The organism is Rhodoplanes tepidamans (genome assembly GCF_030813915.1).
GTDB classification, from domain to species: domain Bacteria; phylum Pseudomonadota; class Alphaproteobacteria; order Rhizobiales; family Xanthobacteraceae; genus Rhodoplanes; species Rhodoplanes tepidamans.
The window spans coordinates 47,901-66,162 of record NZ_JAUSUJ010000017.1 but is presented as its reverse complement, the minus strand read 5'-3'; the positions used below and the strand labels follow the sequence as shown (position 1 = coordinate 66,162).

The window sequence follows — 18,262 nt, the reverse complement described above, 5'->3', positions numbered from 1 at the left end:
GAGGGTCAAGACGAAGCCGGCCTCGCAATTCGAGGCCGCCCGCGTCACTCGGCCGCGGTGAGGTGCTGCTTCGGCGTCTCGGCGGCGTGGATCTCGGCGATCTTGTTCTCGACGTGGCGCGAGAAGACGAACTCGGCCGGCCGCTGGTTCTCGAGCGAGATCTCGGGAGCCATCTCGCCCTCGGTCCTGACCCCGAACAGCGCGACCTTGAGGGCCGCCAAGGGCATCTTCATCGTCGCGTCGGCGGCGGTCGGCTCGTAGCCGCAATGTGCCATGCAGTCGGCGCACTTCTCGTAGCGGCCGGTGCCGTAGGAGTCCCAGTCGGTGGTCTCCATCAGCTCCTTGAAGGTCTTGGCGTAGCCTTCGCCGATCAGGTAGCAGGGCTTCTGCCAGCCGAAGATGTTGCGGGTCGCCATGCCCCACGGCGAGCAGCGGAACTCCTGATTGCCGGCCAGGAAGTCGAGGAACAGGCCGGAATGCATGAACTGCCACTTCTTCCCCTTGCCGAGGGCGAAGACCTTGCGGAACAGCTCCTTGGTGCGCTTGCGGGCGAGGAAGTGCTGCTGGTCGGGAGCGCGCTCGTAGGCGTAGCCGGGCGAGATCGAGACGCCGACGCCGAGCTCCTCGGTGAAGTCCATGAAGGCGGCGATGTCCTCGGCCGGCATGCCCTCGAAGATCGTCGCGTTGACGTTGACGGCGAAGCCCTTGGCCTTGGCGGCCTTGATGGCCGAGACGGCGCGGTCGAAGGTGCCCTTCTGGCAGACCGAGCGGTCGTGGTGCTCCTTCAGGCCGTCCAGATGGACCGAGAAGAACAGGTAGGGCGACGGCTCGAACAGGTGCAGCTTCTTCTCGAGCAGCAGCGCGTTGGTGCACAGCGACACGAACTTCTTGCGCGCCACGATGCCCTTGACGATCTCGCCGATCTCCTTGTGGATCAGCGGCTCGCCGCCCGGGATGGCGACCATCGGGGCGCCGCACTCGTCGACGGCCCGGAGGCACTCCTCCACCGACATGCGCTGGTTCAGGATCGTCTCGGGGTAGTCGATCTTGCCGCACCCGGCGCAGGCCAGATTGCAGCGGAACAGCGGCTCGAGCATCAGAACCAGCGGATAGCGTTTCCGGCCGAGCAGCTTCTGCTTGAGCACATACGCGCCAATACGCATTTCCTTGAAGAACGGTATTGCCATTGTTCCTGCTTCCCGAACTCGCATGCGGACCCGCCGGCGCGCCTTCGGCGGCGCGACAGAACTGTTTGTGTTAGTCGGAAGATGCCGGCGGTTCAAGCGCACCCGCGAACGATGAACGCCTGTTCAGCCGCCCGGGATCGATCCCGAGATCAATTCCAGGATATCGGCAACCGGGCCACGCCGCGCTTGTTTCATGGTTCCGTCGCCGGATTCGGCCCGCCGTCGACCTCCGTCGACCGCAGGTCGGCGCCCGAGCCCGGCGACAGACGCCCCGTTTACCTTGCAAGATCTTGATAATCCGTGAGTTGAACCGGTGCCGCCGGCATCGCGTTGACCAGCCGGGGCGGTTCCGTCGGGACCGCCTCGGCCCCGGCGGCGCGTTTCAGGCCTGCCGTCGACGGGGTTGCCACCTCAATTCCGGCCCTATTATGAAGGACACGCTCTGTCGGCCCCGCGGGGGCCGCGTTTTTTTCGTCGTCGGTGCGGTGACGCGGCAAGCGCCATATCGGGTTCGCCCTTCGAGGGCTCACCCCCGTCGAGCTCGCCCCTCCGGGCTCGCTCGGCTCACGACAGGCATCCGCCCAAGGCACGCGACAGGCCCCTCTGACCCCCACCGACCGAACCCATGCTCGTCTCGACGATCGTCCGCACCGTACGGTTCTGCATCCGGCACCCGAAGGCCGTCGTCGCGCTCTATCTGGTGCTGGCGGTCGCGGCCGGCGTCTACGCGGCGCGCAACTTCGCCATCGACACCGACGTCAACAAGCTGATCTCGCCGGCGCTCGACTGGCGACAGCGCGAGATCGCCTTCGAGAAGTCCTTCCCGGGCCGCTTCGACACCATCCTGGTGGTGGTCGACGCGCCGACCCCGGAGCTCGCCGCGCGGGCCACCTCGACGCTCGCGGCGCGGCTCAAGCAGAACACCGTCGCGTTCCGCGGCGTCGAGGAGCCGGGCGGCGGCCCGTTCTTCTCCCGCAACGGCCTGCTGTTCCAGTCGGTCGAGGAGCTCGAGGCCACCGCCAAGGGCCTGTCCCAGGCCGGTCCGCTGGTGCGCACGCTGGGCGGTGACCCCAATCTGCGCGGCCTCGTCCAGGGCCTGTCGCTGGTGCTCTCCGGCGTGCGCGGCAACATGGTGCAACTCGACGCCGCCGCACCGGCCTTCGACCGCGCCGCCGAGACGATCGAGGACGCCCTGGCGGGCCGGCCGGCGAGCTTCTCCTGGCAGGCGCTGATGACCGGCAAGGAGCCGGCGCCGGAGGATCTGCGCCGCTTCGTCGAGGTGCGGCCGGTGCTCGACTACACGGCCCTGGAGCCGGGGGCGGCGGCCTCCGCGGCGATCCGCGAGGCCGCCCGCGAGCTCGATCTCGCCGGGCAGTACCAGGCGCGGGTCAGGCTCACCGGGCCGATCGCCATGGCGGACGAGGAATTCTCCACCATGCAGACCGGCGCCGTGCGCGACATGGTCCTCACCATCGTGGTGGTGCTCGGCATCCTGTGGCTTGCGCTGCGCTCGGCCAAGCTGATCTTCGCCGTCTACGCCAACATGTTCGTCGGCCTGTCGATGACGGCGGCGATCGGCCTCCTGCTGGTCGACGCCCTCAACCCGATCTCGGTCGCCTTCGCGGTGCTGTTCATCGGCCTCGGCGTCGATTTCGGCATCCAGTTCGCGGTGCGCTACCGCACCGAGCGGCACGAGATCGACGACCTCAAGACCGCGCTGGTCGCCACGGCGCGCCGCATCGGCGCCCCGCTGACGCTCGCCGCCAGCGCCGTCGCGGCCGCCTTCCTGTCGTTCACGCCGACCGACTATTCGGGCATCTCCGAGCTCGGCAAGATCGCCGGCATCGGCATGCTGATCGCCCTGATCACCAGCGTCACGCTGCTGCCGGCGCTGCTCAAGGTGCTCAACCCGCCCGGCGAGCCGGACGAGATCGGCTACCGCCAGCTCGCCCCGGTCGACCGCTTCCTGGAGCGGCACCGCATCGCCGTGGTCGGCGGCACCGCGCTGGTCGCCCTCCTCGGCGCGCCGCTCCTCTACTTCCTCACCTTCGACTTCAACCCGATCAACCTGCGCAACAAGAACGTCGAGTCGGTCGCGACCCTCCTGGACCTGCGGGCCGATCCGAACATCGGCGCCAACGCCATCGACGTCCTGGCGCCGAACGCCGCCGAAGCCGCCGCCGCCGCCGAGAAGCTGCGGTCGCTGCCGGAGGTCGCCCGGGTGATGACGCTCACCAGCTTCGTGCCGTCCGATCAGGAGCAGAAGCTCGCCATCGTCGAGGGCCTGAAGAAGGTGCTGGGCCCCGCCCTCAGCCCGCGCATGATGCCGACGCCGAGCGACGCCGACAACGTGGCGGCGCTGCGCCGCGGCCAGGACCTGCTGACCCAGATCCAGGTCGACCGGCCCGGTCCGGGCGCCGAGGCCTCGGCGCGGCTCGCCGCCGCGCTCGGCCGCCTCGCCGAGGCGGGCCAGGCCACCCGGCAGGCCGTGGAGGCCGCCTTCATCGTTCCGCTGAAGACCGTGTTCGACCAGTGGCGCGATCTCCTGGAGGCGCAGCCGATCAGCCTGGAGACGCTGCCGGCCGATCTCGTCAGGGACTGGAAGACGCCCGACGGCCGCATCCGGGTCGAGGCGACCCCGAAAGGCGATCCCAACGACACCGAGGTGCTGCGCAGCTTCGCCGAGGCGATGCTGACCGCCTTCCCGACCGCGACCGGCGCACCGATCTCGATCCTGAAGTCGGGCGAGACGGTGGTGTCGGCCTTCATCCACGCCGGCATCTACGCCCTCGTCTCGATCATGCTGCTCCTGTGGATCGTGCTGCGGCGCTTCGGCGACGTGCTGCTGACCCTGGTGCCGCTGCTGCTCGCCGGCGTGCTGACGCTGGAGTTCTGCGTCATCATCGGCATGCCGATGAACTTCGCCAACATCATCGCGCTGCCGCTGCTGCTCGGCGTCGGCGTCGCCTTCAAGATCTACTACATCATGGCCTGGCGGGCCGGACAGACCGGGCTCCTGCAGTCGAGCCTCACCCGCGCCGTGATCTGGAGCGCGCTGACCACCGCGACGGCCTTCGGCTCGCTGTGGATGTCGAGCCATCCGGGCACGTCGAGCATGGGCGAGCTGCTGGCGCTGTCGCTGGTCACCACGATGTGCTTCGCGGTGCTGTTCCAGCCGGCCCTGATGGGCCCGCCGCGGGTGATCGAGAAGGAAGAGCCGAGCGCCCCGGAGCCCGACGAGACGCCGGCCCGCAAGGACCACCCGGTCTCGGCGGCGGAGTGACCTGCCCGCTGGGAGAGAGGGTTCGGCGCCGGACCGATCCGCCGGAGAACGGATGACGCACAAAAAATGCCCGCCGCACGGCGGGCATTTTTCGTCGGCGAATGGTCGACGATCGGCGAGGCGCTCGGTTCGTCGCCTCAGCGCGGAACCGGGCGGCTGCCGCCGGCAGGCGGGCGCGAGGCCGGCGCGGCGGGCTGCTCGGCGACGACCGGCAGGCCGGTCGCCTCGGCGACCGCCGTGCAGACGTCCTTCACGGTCTCGAAGGTCTTCGCTACGCCGTCCGCCGGCGCGGCCGCAGCCTGGCCCGTGGTGCCACGGGCCGGCGGCTTGGCGGTCGCCGGCCTGGCCGAGGCCGACGGCTTCTGGGCCGGCAGCGCGGCGGCCGTGCGGGTCCAGGTCTGGCCACCGCACAGGAAGCCGAGCACGCAGCCCTGCAGCTCGAGCTGGTCGGGGCTCGCGAGCTTGATGTTGGCCGTGTAGGTCTTGCCGTTCTGGGCGTTGTAGATCTCGCCGTCCCAGCGGTTGGGGGCCGCCTGCTGCATGCCGAGCAGCAGCGGCATGCCGAGCGTCGGACGGGTCCGCTTGGCCGGATCCGGATTGTACTGGTCGATGCCGCCCGGCACCTTCTCCCACGAGACGACGCCCCAGAGCTCGCTCCCGCAGGTCTCGATCCGGACCTTGGCGACCCCGTCGGCCACCATCCATTCGCCGTTCGGTTCGGCCGCCAGGGCGGGGGCCGCGCCGAGCAGAAGCCCGGCGAGAACCAGCCATCCGCTGCGGCCTGCACGCGTGGTGTCGATCATGGGTCGGCTCCAAACGGTGTTCGTGTGATCGTCGGTCCCCCGGGTCTTGAACACGTCAAAATCGTCGAAACCTTGGCGCCACGGCCGCTTTCGGCGCTGACCGCAGCCCGTTCCGGCAGCATCCGGGACGATCAGCCGGCGAAGCCGCCGGCGTCCAGGAAGGCCTGCTCCTCCGGCGTGGTCGTCCGGCCCAGCATGGGGTTGCGATGGGGGAACCGGCCGAACCGGCGGATGATGTCGGCATGCACCTCGGCGTGATGGACCCCCTCGGGATCGTCCGCGTCCCGGCAGAGCGCGATGCAGCGCTCCTGATCGGCGAGGTCCTCGGAGTGCATGTACGGCAGGTAGAAGAAGCGACGGACCGGGTTGGCGAAGGCGCGATCGAAGCCGCGGTCGATCGCCCGGATCGCGATGGCGAGCGCCGGTGCGTCCGTCGCGAACGCCTCGGCCGAGCCGCGGAACATGTTGCGGGGGAACTGGTCGAGCAGCAGCAGGAGCGCCAGCGCCCCCTCGGGCGTCTCCTCCCAGGCGGCGAGGCGGCCGGCCGCGGCCGCCGCATGGGCCGCACCGAAGCGCTGCCGGATCTCCTCGTCGAGCGACAGATCCTTGACGAACCAGCGCGCCGGCCCGAGCCCGACCCACCAGGCGACGACGTCGGCCGGAGCCGGCAGGTCGGTGGTGCCGGTCGGTGCGGGTGGGCTCATGCGTGCCTCATCGGTCGATGCCGCCGAACGGCACCAGGGGATTGTCGATCAGGGCCGTGCGGTCCGGCCGGTCCGGTCCGACCGCCGACAGGAAGGCGGCGAACAGCTCGCGGATGCGCGCCTCGGCGATGTCGCGGACGATCAGCACCAGGCGGGTGCGATGGTCGTCGTCCGGCCAGGCGGGAAGCTGCACGGGCGGATGGAAGACGTGCTGCACGCCGTGGATGACCATCGGGGCGTCCGGCTGCTCGGCGAGCTTCACGATCCCCTTCAGCCGCAGGAGCTCGGGCCCGTGCACGGAGCGCAGGAGCTCCAGGAACATGTCGAAGGCGGAGGCCGGCACCGCCTCGTCGGTCGACAGCGTGAAGGCGCGGATGTGGTCGTCGTGGCGGTTGGGATCGTGACCGTGATGGTGCCCGTCATGGCCATGATCGTGGCCGTGACCATGGCCGTCGTGATCATGACCCTCGTGATCATGGCCGTGGTGGTGATGCGCGTGGCCGTGCGCGTCCGCCGGGGCATAGGCCTCGGCGGCGAGCCAGCGGCGCACGTCGGCCGTCTTGGTGGCGGGATCGTAGAGACCGCAGCCGAACAGCCGGGCCGGCACCGCCTCGTCCACCGGAAGGCACGGGGCCGCCGGATTGAGGGCGGTCAGGCGGTCGACGAGACGCGCGTAGGCGGCGTGCCGCTCCGGCGTGTCGAGGAGATCCGTCTTGGTGACCACCAGCCGGTCGGCCATGGCGGCCTGCTTCACCGCCTCCGGATGGGCGTCGAGCGTCGCGGCGCCGTTGACGGCGTCCACCACGGTGATCACCCCGTCGAGGCGGAACCGCATCACCAGATACGGGTGCACCATGATGGTGTGCAGGATCGGCGCCGGATCGGCGAGCCCGGTGGTCTCGATGACGACGCGGCCGAACGCGACGCGGCCGTTGTCGCGGTCGCGCAGCAGGCTCTCCAGCGAGGTGACGAGGTCGCCCCTCACGGTGCAGCACAGGCAGCCGGTGGACAGCATCACGACGCCGTCGCGCACCGGCCGGACCAGCAGATGGTCGAGGCCGATCTCGCCGAACTCGTTGATCAGCATCGCCGTGTCGGCGAGCGCCGGATCCCGCACCAGGCGGTTGAGCAGCGTGGTCTTGCCGGCACCGAGGAAGCCGGTGAGCACGGAGAGCGGGAGCGGGGCGACGGGGCCCCGCGCCCGCACGTCGAACGGTTCGGTCATTGGGTCCGGGTGGGCGACGGCTTTTCGGTCGCGACGGTGGGCTTGGCGCCCGGCGCCGCCGGCTTGGCGGCCGCCGCGGCGGCGGGGTTCGGCCTGGCGGCGGCCGAGGTCGGCGCCGCGGTCGCCGGCTTGGGCCTGGCGGCGGTCGCCGCCGCGGGGGCGGTCGCGACCGTCGGCTTCGGCGCTGCCGGGGGCTTCGCCGCGGCCGGCTTGGTCGCGGCCGGCTTGACGGCGGGCTTGGCGGCGGCGGGCTTGGCGGCCGTCGGCTTGGCGGCCGGAACCGGCACGGCTCCGGCGGTCGGTCCTCTGGTCGGCAGCGCGACGAGCCCCTTCGGCGCCGGCTTCGCCCCGGCCGGCCGGGTGCCGGTGGAGACCGCGGCCGCGGCGGCGGGCGGCTTGCCGGGCGGCACGATGCGGGCCGGGCCGGTCGAGGCGAGCGCCGTGCCGGGCTTGCGCGGCGGCCCGACATAGACGTCGACCGGCGGGCCGACCGCGATCGTCTGGGCCACCAGGGCGGACGCCTTGGGGCCGCTCGTGCGCGAGCCGGCGTAGAACAGCGCCTGCACGCCGCCGGGCTCGCCGGCGCTCGGGCCGGTGCCGGCGACCTCCTCCTCGTCGGCCTGCTCGGCGGCCGGCCGGCGGCGGTGCTTGCCGCACATCTCCTCGCGTAGGTTCGGCGGCTCGGCGACGACCGGCTGCAGCGAGGCGACGTTGCCGTAGGCCGGCATCAGCCAGTTCAGGCCGGTGGCGGCGAAGGCGTTCTCGAACAGGAAGGCGGCCTTGGCGGCCCGCACGGCCGGCGACGGCGCGCCGAACACCACGGCGATCAGCCGGCGGTTGTCGCGCGTCGCGGTGGCGACCACGTTGAAGCCGGAGGCGCAGATGAAGCCGGTCTTCATCCCGTCGGCGCCCGGGTAGCGGACCAGGAGCGAGTTGGTGTTGCGGATGATGCGCTTGCCGAAGCGGATCGCCGGGATGCTCCAGTAGCCCTCGTATTCCGGGAACTCGCGCAGCAGCGCCAGCGCCAGGATCGCCATGTCGCGCGCCGAGGTGATCTGGCCGTCCGCCGGCAGGCCGTTCGGATTGACCCAGCTCGACTGCGTCATGCCGAGGCGCGCCGAGGCGGCGTTCATCTCGTCCGCGAAGGCCTCGATGGAGCCCGACACGCCCTCCGCCAGCACCACGGCGATGTCGTTGGCCGACTTGACCATCATCATCTTCAGGGCGTTGTCGACCGTGACCTGGGTACCGGTGGCGAAGCCCATCTTGGTCGGCTGCTGCGCGAGCGCGTTCGGCGACACCGTGAACACGGAGTCGAGGGTGATGCGTCCCTCCTTGACGGCGCGCAGCGTCACGTAGGCGGTCATCAGCTTGGTGACCGAGGCCGGATACCAGGGATGGGTGGCGTTCTCGGCCTTCAGCACCTTGCCGGTGTCGGCTTCGACCAGCAGGAGCGACTCGCCGGCGGCTCTCGCATCGGCGACCGCGACCGCGAGCGCGAGGCCGACGACGGCCGGGAAGACGACGAGCGGAGACGACACGCGCATCGGATGACCAGCCCCGTTTGATCGAGATCGCGCCCGGACCGCGTCACGGGCGGGCGCCAGTGTAATCCGATCCGGCCCGCCGACGCAAAACCGCGCGGCCCGATCGATCGCCCGGGCGACCTAAGCTCCAGGAAAGCGACCAAAGTTCGACACGCCGCGGGCCCGCCGATCCCCGCGCGGACGGAATGGCAGGGTGGGTGCGACGACATGCCGGTGCCGCCCGCCGGCGCGCGTTCGGTCCGCCGGACGTGGCGCGGTTCCGGCGCGCACGGGGCCGCCGGAACACGGTGCGCCCTGTGTCGCGGCTTCGCGGGCGCGCCGGGCCGGCCTACCGGCGCGGCGTGGACGACGTGGCCGCCCGCACGGGTCCGCACTGCGATGCACGCTGCAGCACCGTGGCGGGCCCCGAAAATCCCGCGCTGCAGCGCGTGAACTGACCTAGATCAAATAGATGGGCGGCGAGATTTGGCACGCTGACCGGATCGAGCCAGGAGCAAGGGCCGATCGAGCGCACTGCACCGAGGCACAAGCGGGTTTCTCATGACGAATATTCCGACCGAGCTTCTGCGCACGCTGCTGACGGTCGTCGACCTCCGCAGCTTCACCAAGGCCGCCCAGAAGCTCGGCGTGACCCAGCCCGCGGTCAGCGCCCAGATCAAGCGGCTCCAGTTCCTCCTGGGCTTCGACCTGCTCGACAAGAGCGCGCCCGGCGTCAGCCTCACCGAGAAGGGCAGCCACGTCGTCAGCCAGGCCCGCAAGCTGCTCGCCATCAACGACCAGATCGTCTCGCTCGCCCACGGCAGCGGCCGCGGCCGCCTGCTGCGCTTCGGCCTGCCGGGCGACTTCGTCGGTCTGCCCCTGTGGCAGAGCCTGGCGGCGTTCCGGGCCCGCTGGCCGGACGTGCGCCTGCACATGAAGACCTGCTGCAGCAGCGCCCTGCTGCACGAGCTCGAGCAGGGCGAGATCGACGTCATCGTCGCGATGACGAGCCCGCACCCGCACGAGATGGCGAGCCACCACTGGCGCGACGAGCTGGTGTGGACGCGCGGGCCGATCGCCATCGATCCGGCGCAGCCGCTGCCGCTGGTCAGCCGCGGCGAGAGCTGCCTGTTCCATCGCCACATGGTGGCGGCGCTGGAGACGGCCGGGCGCAGCTTCGAGATGGTCTTCACGGCCGGCCATGTCGACGAGCTGCGCCGCGCCGTGGCGGCCGGGCTCGGCCTGTCGGCCATGACCCGCAGCCTGGCCGATCCGGCCACGGTGTGCGACGACGCCGGCCTGCCGCCCCTCGCGGACGTCGCCTGCAGCATCTGCGTGGGAACCGACGCCGATCCGGCGGTGCGCGACGACCTGGTCGCCATGCTGGCCGAGACGCTGCGCCCGCGCGGCAAGCCCGGCACGACCGAGAGGCCCGGCACGGCCGACGGTCGCGCGCCGGACGTCCGCGCCGCCGCCCGCTCCGGCATGCAGTCGGTGGCGTGACACCCGTCCGATCGCGGCCCGGGACCCCGGGCGCCGTGACTCCAGACGCCGTGACCGCAGGCCCGTGACCGCAGGCCCGTGACCGCAGGACTGGTGACGGCCCGGCGCCGACGCCCGGCGGGGCGGCGTCTCAGCGCGGCAGGCGATCCTCGATCGGCGGCAGCAGGGCGGGATCGAACACGTCGGCGGCCTTCGGCTTGACCCGGAACTCGTATCCCAGCGCGAGCTGATCGATGGCGCGGGCGAGCCGCGCCGGGTCGACGGCCCCGAAGCCGATCTCCCGCACCTCGGGCGTGAGGAGGCTCCCGGCCACGGCGATGCGCAGCCGCGCGAGCTCACGCTCGCGATGGGTCGGATCGATCCGCTTGATCACCGAGTCGATCGCCCGGGCCGGGTTCCGGACGGTCTCCTGCAGGGCCTTGACGAAAGCCCGCAGGACGCCCCGCACGGCATCGCGACGCTCGGCCAGCATGCGCGGGCTGGCGATGATCGCCTGGCCGTAGAGGACGACGCCCCAGTCCGCCATCGGCAGCACGACGATGTCGCCGGGCGGCACGCCGCGCGCCTCGAGATCGACCGCGGTCAGGGTGCTGGCACTGATGGCGTCGACCTGGCCGGAGGCCAGCATCGGCTCGCGCACCGGCAGCGCGACGGTCTCGAGCCGGATCCGGGCCGGATCGAGGCCGTTGATCTTCGCGAAGATCTGCAGATAGGCCGCGGAGCCGTCGGCGGTCGCGGCGCCGACCCGCTTGCCGTCGAGGTCCTTCGGGTCGACGATGCCGCGGCTGCGCCGCGCCAGCACCGCGAAGGGCGGCCGGTTCTCGATCATGAACACGGCCGGCATGGCGGCCGTGGGGTTCTGGTCGCGGTACTTGATGAGGGCGTTGATGTCGACGACGCCGAGATCGTAGGTGCCGGCCGCGACCCGGGCGAGCGCCTCCTGCGGCGAGGCCGCGGGATCGATCGACACGTCGAGGCCCTCGGCCTTCAGCAGGCCCTGGTCGAGGGCCAGCAGAAAGGGAGCGGCGTCGCTGTCGATGCGTCCGTCGAGGGTGAACTTCAGGAAGGGCTGGGCGGCGGCCGTCGCCCCCCCGCCCAGCACCACGGCGGCCGCCACGGCCGCGGCGGCCAGCACAGGGAGCAGCGGAAGGCGCCGCAGGAGCCCGCGGATGGTCATTGTTCTTGCCCTTGTTCGGGTCTCGAGTCCGGCCTCGTCGCGTGGCCGGCCGGGTCGCGCGGCGCGGCCGGCCCGGCCGTGCGGACGATGCCACAAAGGCGTCCGGGCCGCGCGGGATTTCCACCGCGTCCCAGGGCCGCGCGCTCGACACTATGTCGCAGCCGCAACAGCCTCCGTTCATGCCCCGCGCCGCGGCGGCGGGCGGCCCGGGAGGCGGTCGTGACCGCCGGCGCGGGCCGCGGGTCGGCGGCCGCTCCCGGCCCGTTCCGGGCCCCGCTCGCGCCGCCCGACGAGGCGCTGGCGGCGGAGCTCCTCGCGGCGCCGGGATTCGACGCCGCGGCCACGGCCCGCATCGACGCGCGGGCCCGCCGGCTGGTCGCGGCGGTCCGCCGCGCGCCGGGCGGCATCGGCGGCATCGACGACCTCCTCAAGGAATACGCGCTCTCCACCCGCGAGGGGCTCGCCCTGATGGTGCTGGCCGAGGCGCTGCTGCGGGTGCCGGACGACGCCACCGCCGACCGGCTGATCGAGGACCGGCTGCGCGCCGCCGACTTCGCCGGTCATGCCGGCCGCTCCGGCACCCTGGTCGGCTCGGTCGGGGCGTGGGCGCTCGGCCTGTCGGCCCGCGTGGTCGCCGCCGAGCACACGCCGCACGGGCTGGTGGCGCCGCTGATCGGCCGCCTCGGACGGCCGGCCGTGCGGGCCGCCGTGCGCCAGGCGATCCGGCTGCTCGGCACCCATTTCGTGCTCGGCGAGACCATCGCCGAGGCGTTCGGACGGGCCGAGCGGCATCCGCGCCTGCGGTACTCCTTCGACATGCTCGGCGAGGGCGCCCGCACGGCCGCCGACGCCGACCGCTACGCGGCCGGCTACGCCGCCGCCCTCGCCGCCATCGCGGCGCATCCGGGCCCGGCGCGCTCCGGCGGCCGGCCGAGCCTTTCGGTCAAGCTCACGGCCCTGCACCCGCGCTGCGAGGCGCCGTCGCGCCGGCGGGTGACGGCGGAGCTCGGACCGCGGCTCCTCGACCTCGCCCATGCGGCGCGGGCGCACGACATCGGCCTCACCCTCGATGCCGAGGAGGCCGACCGGCTGGAGCTGTCGCTCGACCTGTTCGCGGCGCTGCTGGCCGACTCCGACCTCGCCGGCTGGGGCGGCGTGGGCCTCGCGGTCCAGGCCTACCAGAAGCGCGCCGGCGCCGTGATCGCCTGGCTCGCCGACCTCGCCCGGGCGCGCGGCGCCCGCATCCCGGTGCGGCTGGTCAAGGGCGCCTACTGGGACACCGAGATCAAGCGGGCCCAGGAGCGCGGCCTTGCCGATTATCCGGTGTTCACCCGCAAGGCGATGACCGACCTCTCCTATCTCGCCTGTGCCCGGGCCCTGCTGGCGGCCCGGCCGCACCTCGTCCCGCAGTTCGCCACCCACAACGCCCTGACGGTCGCGAGCGTGATCGAGATCGCCGGCGGCACCGCAGGCTACGAGTTCCAGCGCCTGCACGGCATGGGCGAGGCGCTGTACGAGCGGCTGCTCGCCGACGAGCCCGATGCGACCTGCCGGATCTACGCGCCAGTCGGCGAGCATCGCGACCTGCTCGCCTATCTGGTGCGGCGGCTCCTGGAGAACGGTGCCAACTCGTCCTTCGTGTCGCGGGCCGCCGATCCGGCCGTGCCGCTCGACGCCGTGCTGAAGTCCCCGGAGGCGATCGTCGGCTCGGCCACGCAGGCCCGCAACCCGAGGCTGCCCCCGCCCTGCGACATCCACCCCGGCCGCCGGACCGCGGACGGCGTCGAGCTCGGCCATGCCGCGAGCCTGGCGGCCCTATGTGCCGAGGCGCGGCTGCCCGATGCCGCGGCGGCGGCGCCGCTGGTCGACGGCGTCGCCCTGCCCGGCCATGTCCGCGAAGTCGCCTCGCCGATCGACGGCGCGACGATCGGCACCGTCACCGAGGCCGACGAGGCGATCGTGATCGCCGCCATGGCGGCCGCCGAGGCCGGCTTTCCGACCTGGGACGCGACCCCGCTGGAGACGCGGGCCGCCGCCCTGCTCGCCGCCGCCGACCTCATCGAGCAGGATCGCGGGCCGCTGATCGCCCTCCTCCAGGCGGAGGGCGGCAAGACGCTCGACGACGCCGTGGCGGAGATCCGCGAGGCCGTCGATCTGTGCCGCTACTACGCCCTCGAAGCCCGCCGGACCCTGAAGCCGGAGGCGCTTCCCGGCCCGACCGGCGAGCGCAACGTGCTCACGCGTCGCGGCCGCGGCGTCGTCGCCTGCATCAGCCCGTGGAACTTTCCGCTGGCGATCTTCACGGGCCAGATCGTCGCGGCCCTGGTGGCCGGCAACGCCGTGGTGGCGAAGCCGGCGGAGCAGACGCCGCTCGTCGCCGCCCGCGCCGTGCGGCTGCTGCACGCGGCCGGCATTCCGGACACCGCGCTGCATCTCCTTCCGGGCGACGGCGAGATCGGCGCCCTGGTGGTGCGCGACCCGCGGCTCGCCGGCGTCGCCTTCACGGGCTCGACCGGGGCAGCCCGCAGCATCGCCCAGGACCTCGCCGCGCGTGACGGGCCGATCGTGCCGATGGTCGCCGAGACCGGCGGCATCAACGCCATGATCGCCGACGCCACGGCGCTGCCCGAGCAGCTCACCGACGACGTGATCGCCTCGGCGTTCCGCTCCGCCGGGCAGCGCTGCTCGGCGCTGCGGCTCCTCTGCGTGCAGGAGGACGTCGCCGACGACGTGATCGCCATGCTGATCGGCGCCGCGCAGGAGCTGGCGATCGGCGACCCGCGCGACGTCGCGACCCATGTCGGCCCGGTGATCGACGCCGCGGCGCGCGACCGGCTGCTCGGCTGGATCGCGCGGGCGGAGGCGCAGGGCCGCCTGCTCTGGCGGGCCGACCGTGACCGGCCGCTGCCCGACCGTGGGCACTTCGTGCCGCCCGCCGTGATCGCCCTCGACCGGGCGAGCGATCTTCGCGAGGAGGTGTTCGGCCCGGTCCTGCACGTCGTGCGCTGGCGCGCCGACGCCCTCGACGCGCTGCTCGACGACATCGCCCGCAACGGCACCCGGCTGACGCTCGGCATCCACTCGCGCATCGGCGCCGTTGCGGACCAGGTCGTCGCGCGGCTGTCGCACGGCAACGTCTACGTCAACCGCAACATGATCGGCGCCGTGGTCGGCACCCAGCCGTTCGGCGGCAGCGGCCTCTCCGGCACCGGCCCCAAGGCCGGCGGCCCGGACTACGTCCGCCGCTTCGCGCTCGAGCAGACCGTCACGGTCAACACCGCCGCCGCAGGCGGCAACGCCGCCCTGCTGGCCGACGCGGAGGAGTGAGGCAGCGCCCACTATCTCTGCCGCGTCATGCCCGCGCTCGTCGCGGGCATCCACGTCCTGCCGATGCGCCACGCCAAAGGCGTGGATGGCCGGGACGAGCCCGGCCATGACGAGAGCGTGGCGGACGAGCGCCGCCGGCGGCAGTCGCCATACGGCGCCTCTCTCAGAACACGCCCAGATACCGTCCGAGATCGACGCCGTGCTCGACCTCGGCGGTGGGCGCCGCGACGGCGACGCGGCCGGTGTCGAGGATGACGATGTCGTCGGCGACGTCGAAGACGAGCTTGGGGTTCTGCTCGACCAGCACGATCGACAGGCCGCTCTCCTTCAGCTTGCGCACCGTGACCATCACGTCGGCGACGATCTGCGGAGCGAGGCCTTCCGAGGGCTCGTCCATCAGCAGAACGCGCGGGTTCGACATCAGGGCGCGGCCGATCGCCAGCATCTGCTGCTCGCCGCCGGACAGATGCGCCGCCATCTGGTGCTTGCGCTCGTCGAGCCGCGGGAACATGGCGTAGACGGTGTCGAGCGTCCACGCCGCGGCACCGCCGCCGACCGGCTTGCGGGCGGCGACGACGAGATTCTCGCGCACCGTCAGGCTGCGGAAGACGCGGCGTCCCTGCGGCACCAGCGCGACGCCACGCAGCGCGATCTGCTCGGGCGACAGCCGGCCGACCGCCTCGCCGAACACGGCGACGCCGCCGCGCCGCGGCGGGACGAGCCCGACCGTGACGTTCATGCAGGTGGTCTTGCCGGCGCCGTTGCGGCCGAGGAGGCCGAGCAGCCGGCCCTGGCCGAGCCGGAACGTCACGCCCTGGAGGATGTGGCTGTCGCCGTAATAGGCGTCCACGGCGTCGAGCGCGAGCGCATCAGTGGCCAAGATAGACCTCCCGGGTGCGCGGATGGGCGACCACCTCGGCGCGCGTGCCCTCGACGATCACCTCGCCGAAATGCAGCAGCGTGATCCTCTCGGCGAACTCCAGCGCCACGTCCATGTTGTGCTCGATCATCACCATTGTGACGTCGCGCGGCACCGCCATCAGCAGCCTGTGGACGTCCTGGCGCTCGTCGATCGACAGGCCGGCGAAGGGCTCGTCGAGCAGCAGCACGCGCGGCTTCTGGGCCAGCGCCATGGCGATCTCGACGCGCCGCCGCTCGCCGTAGGAGGTCTCGGCGAGCGGCCGGCCGGCGAGATGGGCGAGCCCGACCCGGGCGAGCGCCGCCTCCGCCTGCTCGGCGAGGTCGCGCTGGCCGGCGAAGTCGATCAGCGGGTTCCAGCGCCGCGGGCTGAGCCCGAGCAGCGCCAGCATGACGTTGTGGCGCAGCGTGTCGCGGCCGAACAGGGTGATGATCTGGTAGGTGCGCGCCATGCCGAGATGGGCGCGGGTGCGCACCGGCTTGCGGGTGATGTCGCGGCCGAACAGCGCGATCGAGCCGGAATCCGGGGTGATCTCGCCGGTGACCAGGTTAAAGAGCGTGGTCTTGCCGGCACCGTTCGGGCCGATGATCAGCCGCCGCTCGCCCTCCTCCACGGCGAGATCGACCCGCCGCGTCACGTAGAGGCCGCCGAACGACTTCTTCAGCGCCCTGACCTCCAGCGCGATCATCGGACGCCCTCCTTCCCGCCGGACGCCGGCGGCGCGGCGACCGGCCCCGGCGCGGCCGGCTTCGGCTTGCCGTGGCGCAGGCGATGGCGCGCCCACGCCCACAGCCGCGCCGAGCCCGGCACCAGCCCCTCCGGCATGAAGCTGACGATCAGGATGAAGATGATGCCGAGCACCATGTTCCAGCGCACGATGTAGGCACTGACCACGTTCTTCATGATCACCACGAGGGCGGCCCCGACGATCGGGCCGAGCAGGGTCGCGGTGCCGCCGGCGATGACCATCAGCAGCGCCTCGGCCGAGGTGGTGAGGGCGACCACCTGCGGGCTGATGAACTGGTTGTAGTAGAGGAAGAGGAGCCCGGCGACGCCCGACCAGAAGCCCGACAGCAGGAACGCCCAGAAGCGGATCAGCCACACGTCGTAGCCGAGCGCCGCCATGCGGCGCTCCTGGTCGCGGGTGCCGCGCAGGCTGGCGCCGAAGGGCGATCGCACCACCACGGCCATCGACCCGACGCAGGCGAGGAAGACGACGAGGCACAGATAGTAGAAGCCGTCGGCCCCGGAGAGGTCGAGCCCGAACGGCATAGGCCGCGACGACACGTTGACGCCGTTGTCGCCGTTGGTGAGGCTCGCCCAGCGATAGGCGATGCCCCACAGGATCTGGCCGATCGCCAGCGTGATCATCAGGAAGCCGATGCCGGTGGCGCGCAGCGACAGCACGGCGTAGACGGCCGCCGTCGCCACCGTGACCAGCAGGGCCGCCGTGTCGGCGACGAGGTGCCCGTGGCCGCGGGCGAGCAGCAGCGCCGCCGTGTAGCCCGCCATGGCGAACAGCCCGGCATGGCCGAGCGAGGTGAGCCCGCCGTAGCCGACCAGCACGTTGAGGGCGAGGGCGAACACCGCGAAGAACAGGATCTGGCTCGCGATGTTGACGTAGTAGGCGTTGCCGACCCACAGCGGCAGCACGAGCAGCAGCAGCACCGCCATCGCGATCGCCGCGGTCCGCGGCGCGAGGAGACCCGACACCGCGCTCATGTCACGACCTTGCCGAACAGGCCCTGCGGGCGCAGCACGAGCACGAGCAGCATCGGCAGGAACAGGATCACATAGGCGAGGTCCGGGAACATCGCCTGTCCGAAATTGTAGAGGAACCCGATGATGAAGCTGCCGACCAGGGCGCCGAGCAGGCTGCCGGTGCCGCCCAGGATGACGACGATCAGGGCGAGCGGCAGCATCTCGAAGTCGAGGCCGGGATAGACCGAGAGATAGGGCGCCCCCATCACGCCGGCGAAGGCGGCGAGCGCGGCGCCGAGCGAGAACACCAGGGTGAAGAGCTGCGACACCCTTATGCCGACGACGCGGGCGATCGGCGGGTCGTCGACGCCGGCCCGGATCATGGCGCCGAGCCGGGTCCAGTCGACCATGATCCACAGTGCGATCGCGACCACCACGGCGACCGCGAGGATCACCAGGCGATAGAGCGGGAAGAACAGGCCGGCGACCTGCACGGCGCCGGCGAGATGCGCCGGCGTCGCCGGCTGCCAGGGGTCGCCGGTCCACACCATCAGGCAGACGTCGCCGATGATGAAGGCGAAGCCGAGCGTCAGCAACACCTGCGGCAGCACCTGGCCCTCCAGCCGGCGCAGCAGGAAACGCTCGATAAGCCCGCCGATCAGCGCGGTGAGCAGCCCGGCGCCGATCGCCGCGACCCAGAAGTTCACGCCGCGATCGAGCAGCGTCACGCCGAAATAGGCGCCGAGCATGAAGAACGAGCCGTGCATCAGGTTGGGGATGCGCATCAGCCCGAAGATCAGCGAGAACCCGGACGACAGCAGGAACAGCAGCCCGCCGAGCCCGAAGCTGTTCACGGCGAGGGTCAACCAGAGACTCATGAAGAACTCCGGACTATGCAAGATGCCGT

At 72.0% G+C, this 18,262-nt stretch carries 13 protein-coding genes; 3 read left to right on the top strand and 10 right to left on the bottom strand.

All coding sequences use genetic code 11. The features are described 5' to 3' along the window. Window positions 1-44: 44 nt before the first annotated feature. Window positions 45-1,187: an adenosyl-hopene transferase HpnH gene (gene hpnH, locus J2S22_RS19820; protein ID WP_272776824.1), complete on the bottom strand. Its 1,143-nt coding sequence runs from the start codon at window positions 1,185-1,187 to the stop codon at window positions 45-47. A gap of 625 nt (window positions 1,188-1,812) precedes the next feature. On the opposite strand from hpnH, the gene hpnN reads away from it, so the two are divergent. Continuing rightward, on the top strand, window positions 1,813-4,470 hold the full coding sequence (gene hpnN / locus J2S22_RS19815; RefSeq protein ID WP_272776825.1) for a hopanoid transporter HpnN: 2,658 nt from the start codon (window positions 1,813-1,815) through the stop codon (window positions 4,468-4,470). A 137-nt stretch (window positions 4,471-4,607) separates the two neighbouring features. Here the strand turns inward: hpnN and J2S22_RS19810 are convergent, their stop codons facing one another. From J2S22_RS19810 to J2S22_RS19795, 4 genes are all read right to left on the bottom strand, one after another. Continuing rightward, window positions 4,608-5,273, bottom strand: coding sequence for a DUF2147 domain-containing protein (locus J2S22_RS19810; protein ID WP_272776826.1), 666 nt, complete (start codon window positions 5,271-5,273; stop codon window positions 4,608-4,610). Between the two features lie 131 nt (window positions 5,274-5,404). Next, on the bottom strand, window positions 5,405-5,977 hold the full coding sequence (locus J2S22_RS19805; protein WP_272776827.1) for a DUF924 family protein: 573 nt from the start codon (window positions 5,975-5,977) through the stop codon (window positions 5,405-5,407). 7 nt (window positions 5,978-5,984) lie between these two features. After that, the gene (locus J2S22_RS19800; RefSeq protein ID WP_272776828.1) at window positions 5,985-7,202 is read right to left on the bottom strand and encodes a CobW family GTP-binding protein; all 1,218 of its coding nucleotides are present in this window, start codon (window positions 7,200-7,202) and stop codon (window positions 5,985-5,987) included. Next, window positions 7,199-8,749 carry a D-alanyl-D-alanine carboxypeptidase family protein gene (locus tag J2S22_RS19795; RefSeq protein ID WP_272776829.1) on the bottom strand — a complete coding sequence of 517 codons (1,551 nt, stop codon included), beginning with the start codon at window positions 8,747-8,749 and terminating at the stop codon, window positions 7,199-7,201. Before J2S22_RS19795 ends, J2S22_RS19800 begins: the two co-directional genes overlap by 4 nt. A 540-nt stretch (window positions 8,750-9,289) precedes the next feature. Here J2S22_RS19795 and J2S22_RS19790 point away from each other — a divergent pair. Next, entirely contained in the window at window positions 9,290-10,231 is a 942-nt protein-coding gene (locus J2S22_RS19790) for a LysR family transcriptional regulator (protein WP_272776830.1), read from the top strand. A gap of 130 nt (window positions 10,232-10,361) precedes the next feature. Here J2S22_RS19790 and J2S22_RS19785 read toward each other — a convergent pair whose 3' ends face one another. Next, window positions 10,362-11,408 carry an ABC transporter substrate-binding protein gene (locus J2S22_RS19785; RefSeq protein WP_272776831.1) on the bottom strand — a complete coding sequence of 349 codons (1,047 nt, stop codon included), beginning with the start codon at window positions 11,406-11,408 and terminating at the stop codon, window positions 10,362-10,364. A gap of 219 nt (window positions 11,409-11,627) precedes the next feature. On the opposite strand from J2S22_RS19785, the gene putA reads away from it, so the two are divergent. After that, entirely contained in the window at window positions 11,628-14,735 is a 3,108-nt protein-coding gene (gene putA / locus J2S22_RS19780) for a bifunctional proline dehydrogenase/L-glutamate gamma-semialdehyde dehydrogenase PutA (protein ID WP_272776832.1), read from the top strand. Between the two features lie 163 nt (window positions 14,736-14,898). On the opposite strand, the gene J2S22_RS19775 is transcribed toward putA, so the two are convergent. Genes J2S22_RS19775 through J2S22_RS19760 form a run of 4 tightly spaced genes read right to left on the bottom strand, consistent with a single transcriptional unit; the run spans window position 14,899 to window position 18,233 of the window. Then, on the bottom strand, window positions 14,899-15,615 hold the full coding sequence (locus J2S22_RS19775; RefSeq protein WP_272776833.1) for an ABC transporter ATP-binding protein: 717 nt from the start codon (window positions 15,613-15,615) through the stop codon (window positions 14,899-14,901). Next, window positions 15,605-16,342 (bottom strand): ABC transporter ATP-binding protein, encoded by a 738-nt coding sequence (locus J2S22_RS19770; protein ID WP_272776834.1) that lies wholly within the window; start codon window positions 16,340-16,342, stop codon window positions 15,605-15,607. The genes J2S22_RS19775 and J2S22_RS19770 overlap by 11 nt, the downstream gene beginning before the upstream one ends. Beyond that, the gene (locus J2S22_RS19765) at window positions 16,339-17,376 is read right to left on the bottom strand and encodes a branched-chain amino acid ABC transporter permease (RefSeq protein ID WP_272776835.1); all 1,038 of its coding nucleotides are present in this window, start codon (window positions 17,374-17,376) and stop codon (window positions 16,339-16,341) included. The genes J2S22_RS19770 and J2S22_RS19765 overlap by 4 nt, the downstream gene beginning before the upstream one ends. Beyond that, window positions 17,373-18,233, bottom strand: coding sequence for a branched-chain amino acid ABC transporter permease (locus J2S22_RS19760; RefSeq protein ID WP_272776836.1), 861 nt, complete (start codon window positions 18,231-18,233; stop codon window positions 17,373-17,375). The genes J2S22_RS19765 and J2S22_RS19760 overlap by 4 nt, the downstream gene beginning before the upstream one ends. Window positions 18,234-18,262 lie beyond the last annotated feature (29 nt).

Coding starts and splice junctions, on each gene's coding strand:
- J2S22_RS19770 (WP_272776834.1), bottom strand. CDS start 16,342: ATGATCGCGCTGGAGGTCAGGGCGCTGAAGAAGTCGTTCGGCGGCCTC.
- J2S22_RS19805 (WP_272776827.1), bottom strand. CDS start 5,977: ATGAGCCCACCCGCACCGACCGGCACCACCGACCTGCCGGCTCCGGCC.
- hpnH (WP_272776824.1), bottom strand. CDS start 1,187: ATGGCAATACCGTTCTTCAAGGAAATGCGTATTGGCGCGTATGTGCTC.
- J2S22_RS19795 (WP_272776829.1), bottom strand. CDS start 8,749: ATGCGCGTGTCGTCTCCGCTCGTCGTCTTCCCGGCCGTCGTCGGCCTC.
- J2S22_RS19765 (WP_272776835.1), bottom strand. CDS start 17,376: ATGAGCGCGGTGTCGGGTCTCCTCGCGCCGCGGACCGCGGCGATCGCG.
- hpnN (WP_272776825.1), top strand. CDS start 1,813: ATGCTCGTCTCGACGATCGTCCGCACCGTACGGTTCTGCATCCGGCAC.
- J2S22_RS19800 (WP_272776828.1), bottom strand. CDS start 7,202: ATGACCGAACCGTTCGACGTGCGGGCGCGGGGCCCCGTCGCCCCGCTC.
- J2S22_RS19785 (WP_272776831.1), bottom strand. CDS start 11,408: ATGACCATCCGCGGGCTCCTGCGGCGCCTTCCGCTGCTCCCTGTGCTG.
- J2S22_RS19810 (WP_272776826.1), bottom strand. CDS start 5,273: ATGATCGACACCACGCGTGCAGGCCGCAGCGGATGGCTGGTTCTCGCC.
- J2S22_RS19790 (WP_272776830.1), top strand. CDS start 9,290: ATGACGAATATTCCGACCGAGCTTCTGCGCACGCTGCTGACGGTCGTC.
- J2S22_RS19760 (WP_272776836.1), bottom strand. CDS start 18,233: ATGAGTCTCTGGTTGACCCTCGCCGTGAACAGCTTCGGGCTCGGCGGG.